The organism is Streptomyces sp. NPDC059524 (assembly GCF_042749255.1).
Taxonomy (GTDB): Bacteria; Actinomycetota; Actinomycetes; order Streptomycetales; family Streptomycetaceae; genus Streptomyces; species Streptomyces xanthii.
The window spans coordinates 1-5,064 of the sequence record NZ_JBHYTK010000274.1; the positions used below are offsets into that span (position 1 = coordinate 1).

General features: G+C 70.6%; 5 protein-coding genes. 3 read left to right on the plus strand and 2 right to left on the minus strand.

What is annotated here, in order from left to right; all coding sequences use genetic code 11:
- Positions 1-118: 118 nt before the first annotated feature.
- Positions 119-1,093, minus strand: coding sequence for a carbohydrate kinase family protein (locus tag ACFW9D_RS37805; RefSeq protein WP_384629963.1), 975 nt, complete (start codon positions 1,091-1,093; stop codon positions 119-121).
- 133 nt (positions 1,094-1,226) lie between these two features.
- Between ACFW9D_RS37805 and ACFW9D_RS37810 the strand changes: the two genes are divergently transcribed.
- Entirely contained in the window at positions 1,227-1,445 is a 219-nt protein-coding gene (locus ACFW9D_RS37810; RefSeq protein WP_384629965.1) for a hypothetical protein, read from the plus strand.
- A gap of 70 nt (positions 1,446-1,515) precedes the next feature.
- Positions 1,516-3,033 carry a hypothetical protein gene (locus tag ACFW9D_RS37815; protein ID WP_188339348.1) on the plus strand — a complete coding sequence of 506 codons (1,518 nt, stop codon included), beginning with the start codon at positions 1,516-1,518 and terminating at the stop codon, positions 3,031-3,033.
- A 106-nt stretch (positions 3,034-3,139) separates the two neighbouring features.
- Here the strand turns inward: ACFW9D_RS37815 and ACFW9D_RS37820 are convergent, their stop codons facing one another.
- Positions 3,140-3,496, minus strand: coding sequence for an iron-sulfur cluster assembly accessory protein (locus ACFW9D_RS37820; RefSeq protein WP_028805207.1), 357 nt, complete (start codon positions 3,494-3,496; stop codon positions 3,140-3,142).
- Positions 3,497-3,734: 238 nt separating this feature from the next.
- Between ACFW9D_RS37820 and nadA the strand changes: the two genes are divergently transcribed.
- Positions 3,735-4,940 carry a quinolinate synthase NadA gene (nadA, locus tag ACFW9D_RS37825; protein WP_188339347.1) on the plus strand — a complete coding sequence of 402 codons (1,206 nt, stop codon included), beginning with the start codon at positions 3,735-3,737 and terminating at the stop codon, positions 4,938-4,940.
- Positions 4,941-5,064 lie beyond the last annotated feature (124 nt).

The following is a 5,064-nucleotide window of genomic DNA, read 5'->3' on the forward strand; positions in this document are numbered from 1 at the left end:
CGTCTGCTCGGTGCATGAGCAGACGCGTCCGCGGCATTTCTGTGGCTGAGCACGCAGTTCCCCGCGCCCCTTACGGGGCCGATCTCACCCGGAGGTCCACGGCGCCGCCGGCGAGGCCTCAGCTCAGGTGACCCTCGACCTCGGCGGCAGCCTCGTCACCGTAGGCCTTCTTGAAGCGCTCCATGAAAGCCGCGCGGCGGAGCTCGTACTCCTGGGTGCCCAGGGTCTCGATGACCAGGGTGGCGAGCATGCAGCCGATCTGGGCCGCGCGCTCCAGCGAGACGCCCCAGGCGAGACCGGACAGGAACCCGGCGCGGAAGGCGTCGCCGACACCGGTGGGGTCGACCTTCGCCTTCTCCTCCGGGACGCCGACCTCGATCGGGTCCTCCCCGACCCGCTCGATGCGGACCCCGCGCGAGCCGAGCGTGGTGACGCGGTGGCCGACCTTGGCGAGGATCTCCGCGTCGCTCCAGCCGGTCTTCGACTCGATGAGGCCCTTCTCGTACTCGTTGGAGAAGAGGTACGTGGCGCCTTCGAGGAGCGTGCGGATCTCCTCGCCGTCCATGCGCGCGATCTGCTGCGAGAAGTCCGCGGCGAACGGGATGTTCCGGCTGCGGCACTCCTCGGTGTGGCGGAGCATGCCCTCCGGGTCGTCGGCGCCGATGAGGACCAGGTCGAGGCCGCCCACGCGGTCGGCGACGGTCTTGAGCTCGATGAGGCGGGCCTCGCTCATGGCGCCGGTGTAGAAGGAGCCGATCTGGTTGTGGTCGGCGTCCGTCGTGCACACGAAGCGGGCGGTGTGCAGGGTCTCGGAGATCCGGACGGAGGCGGTGTCCACGCCGTGCCGGTCGAGCCAGGCGCGGTACTCGTCGAAGTCGGAGCCGGCCGCGCCGACCAGGACCGGGCCGGTGCCGAGCTGGCCCATGCCGAACGCGATGTTGGCGCCGACGCCGCCCCGGCGCACGTCGAGGTTGTCGACGAGGAAGGAGAGGGAGACCGTGTGCAGCTGGTCGGCGACGAGCTGGTCGGCGAAGCGGCCGGGGAAGGTCATCAGGTGGTCGGTGGCGATGGAGCCGGTGACTGCGATTCGCACGGCGAGGTCACGCTTCCTGAGGAGGGAGGGGGTTGACGCTTCACGCTACCCGGTCGGGGACCGGGCCTGAAGTGCGGAAACTACCCGATAGTAGGCCTTTTTTCGTGTGACCTGTCGTGCATACGGTGCGGTCATGACGTACGACGTGTCGCATCTGACGCAGGACGGGCTGGCGGCGCTGCGCGTCGACTGCGCCCGCATGGTTCCGCACTGGGTGACGCCCCTGGCGCCGTGGGAGACGGAGCGGAAGGCTCCGGTCGCGGCGGGGCCGCTGTCGGCGCGGATCACCGGGGTGGTGGTGCCCGCTTCGTCCGCCCGGCTGATCGACTCCATGGCCGGTTTCGGCGACTGAGGGAACCACTCGCTCCCCTGCCGCGTCACATCGCTGTCCCCCGCACGGCGGCAGTCGAAGGAGCGATGCGGTGAGCACCGAAGAACAGACGCAGGGCCGGTCCCGGCGGCGTACGACGCTGGCGGTCGCCTCGGTCGCCGCGGCTGTCCTCCTCGCCGGTGGCGGCGGCGCGTATCTCGCGACGAGCGCGTCCGGCGACAAGGACGGCGCCGGTTCCCCGGCCGGCCCGGCCGGTGACGGCACTCCCCCGCCGCTCGCCCTGGACGGGTACGCGGCCGGCGGCGACCCGGGCACGTCGAACGGGATCGCGCCGGGTGAGCCGGACCCGAACGGGACGACGTACCGGGCGACGGTGCCGCTGCCGAAGGGCCCCGGTGACGCGCCCGTGTACCGGGCCGAGGGCGAGGTGAGCGCCGCCGAGGTGAGCGCGCTCGGCAAGGCGCTCGACATCGACGGCACGCCGAAGCTGACGGACGGTGCCTGGCGGCTCGGCCCGGCGAAGGACGGCTCGGGCCCGTCGCTGCAGGTGAACCGGGCGGCGCCGGGCACGTGGACGTACGCGCTGCACGCGCCGTCGGCGGGCGACAAGTGCGCGGGCGTGGCGAAGTGCCCCGATCCGGTGGGCTCCGGCAGCGAGAAGGACGCGGTGAGCGAGGCCGCCGCGAAGAAGGCCGCGGCGCCGGTCCTCAAGGCGCTGGGCCAGGACGACGCGAAGCTGGACGCGGCCCAGTTGATGGGCGCGACGCGGGTGGTGAACGCGGATCCGGTGGTCGGCGGCCTGCCCACGTACGGCTGGTCGACGGGGATCCAGGTCGGCGCGGACGGTCAAGTGGTCGGCGGCAGCGGCCAGTTGAAGGCTCCGGTCAAGGGCGACACGTATCCGACGGCGAGCGCCGAGCAGACGCTGAAGCGGATGAACGGCTCGGCGTCCGGTGACCGGGTCGCCGTCGGCGGGTGTGCGAGTGCGGTGCCGCTGGAGCGTGGGGGCGCGGATCAGCAGGGCACCGGATGCACGCCGTCCTCGCCGCGGCCGCCCGCGTCCTCGACGACCGAGGTCACGAAGGCCACGTTCGGCCTGGCCGCGCAGCACTCGGGCGGGCGGCAGATCCTCGTGCCGTCGTGGCTGTTCCAGGTGAAGCCGGCCGGGGCCACGGAGCCGACGACGGTGACGCACCCGGCGGTCGCGCCGGAGTTCCTGGTGGCGCCGTCGAGCGCGGCCGCGACGCCTCCGGAGGGGGCGCCGAGTCCGCGGCCCAGCGCGTCGCCGGGCGAGTCCGGGACGGACACCCGTGACGTGCGGGTGTCGGGGTACGAGGAGGACGGCAAGAAGCTGACGCTGCACTTCACGGGCGGGGTGTGCGCGACGTACCGGGCCACGGTCGACGAGTCGAAGGACCGGGTGTCGGTGAAGGTGACCGCGACCCAGAAGAAGGGCACCGTCTGCATCATGATGGCGAAGTTCTACACGCTGGACGTGACGCTCGACGGGCCTCTGGACGGGCGGAAGGTCGTCGGTTCGGACGGGCACGAGGTGCGGGTCGCGCAGCAGAACGGTCCGGGCGGGGTGAAGCCGGCGCCGCGCGGCTGACGCGCCCGCAGAGCACGCCGGAGAACGCCGATGGCCCGGCCCCCTGTCGCAGGGGGCCGGGCCATCACGCGTGTCGCGCAGCTTCAGCCGGTTGTGCCCGCCGGATTTAGCTGAACGAGTCGCCGCAGGCGCAGGAGCCCGTGGCGTTCGGGTTGTCGATCGTGAAGCCCTGCTTCTCGATGGTGTCGACGAAGTCGATGGAGGCGCCGCCCAGGTACGGGGCGGACATGCGGTCGGTGACGACCTTGACGCCACCGAAGTCCTTCACGACGTCACCGTCGAGCGAGCGCTCGTCGAAGAACAGCTGGTAGCGCAGACCGGAGCAGCCACCCGGCTGAACGGCGACGCGCAGCGCCAGGTCGTCGCGGCCTTCCTGGTCGAGCAGAGCCTTGACCTTGGCCGCGGCGGCGTCGCTCAGGATGATGCCGTCGCTGACGGTGGTGGTCTCGTCCGATACGGACATCTACATCTCTCCCGGGTTGTACGGAGACTGCTTGCCGACCATTGCAACCGGCAAAGGCCCGGATCCATTCCGGGTGTCGCTCTTCTTCTTTCATGCTCGCACACGGCTCGCGGCCGGGGCACGGGACGGCCGAGGCGGATTGCGTCACATCGACACGATGAGTGTCGTCAAACTGACGTGAACCACGTATGATAGATAGCGTCATTTCGACGAAAAGTCGTTCTGTAGATGAGAAAGGGTGCGTGACGTGACCACGGCCCAGACCCCCCAGGCCCCTGTCGACCTGGACGTTTCCCCCACTCCCCTGGCTCTGCTGCTGCTCGGCCGCGAGGCCGACCCCAAGAGCGAGCGCGGTGTGGAGTGTCCTGGCGACCTTCCCTCGCCCTCCGACCCGGACCTGGTGGAGCGGGCCCGCGCGGCCAAGGAGAAGCTCGGCGACAAGGTGTTCGTGCTCGGGCACCACTACCAGCGCGACGAGGTCATCCAGTTCGCCGACGTCACCGGCGACTCCTTCAAGCTGGCGCGGGACGCCGCGGCGCGGCCCGAGGCCGAGTACATCGTCTTCTGCGGTGTGCACTTCATGGCCGAGTCGGCGGACATCCTCACCGGCGACGACCAGAAGGTCGTCCTGCCCGACCTCGCCGCGGGCTGCTCGATGGCCGACATGGCCACCGCCGAGCAGGTCGCCGAGTGCTGGGACGTGCTGACCGAGGCCGGCATCGCCGAGCAGGTCGTGCCCGTCTCCTACATGAACTCCTCGGCGGACATCAAGGCGTTCACCGGCAAGCACGGCGGCACGATCTGTACGTCGTCCAACGCCGAGCGCGCGCTGAACTGGGCGTTCGAGCAGGGTGAGAAGGTCCTCTTCCTGCCGGACCAGCACCTGGGGCGCAACACGGCGGTGCGGGACCTCGGCATGTCCCTCGACGACTGCGTCGTCTACAACCCGCACAAGCCGAACGGCGGGCTGACCGTCGAGGAGCTGCGCGCCGCCAAGATGATCCTGTGGCGCGGGCACTGCTCGGTCCACGGGCGCTTCTCGCTGGACTCGGTCAACGACGTGCGCGAGCGCATACCGGGTGTGAACGTGCTGGTGCACCCCGAGTGCAAGCACGAGGTCGTGGCCGCGGCGGACTACGTCGGGTCCACGGAGTACATCATCAAGGCCCTGGAGGCGGCCCCGGCCGGGTCCAAGTGGGCCATCGGCACGGAGCTGAACCTCGTCCGGCGCCTCGCCAACCGCTTCGCGCCCGAGGGCAAGGAGATCGTCTTCCTCGACAAGACGGTCTGCTTCTGCTCGACCATGAACCGCATCGACCTGCCCCACCTGGTGTGGACCCTGGAGTCCCTGGCGGACGGGCAGCTGGTCAACCGCATCGAGGTCGACCGCGAGACGGAGCAGTTCGCGAAGCTGGCGCTCGAGCGGATGCTGGCCCTGCCGTAGCGGGTCTCGTCGCCGGGTGCGGGCCGGTGGGGCTTCTCGCGCAGTTCCCCGCGCCCCTGAAATGCAGACCCTTCGGGTCGCATTTTCCCGAGGAAGGCGCAGCCTTCCCAGGGGCGCGGGGAAC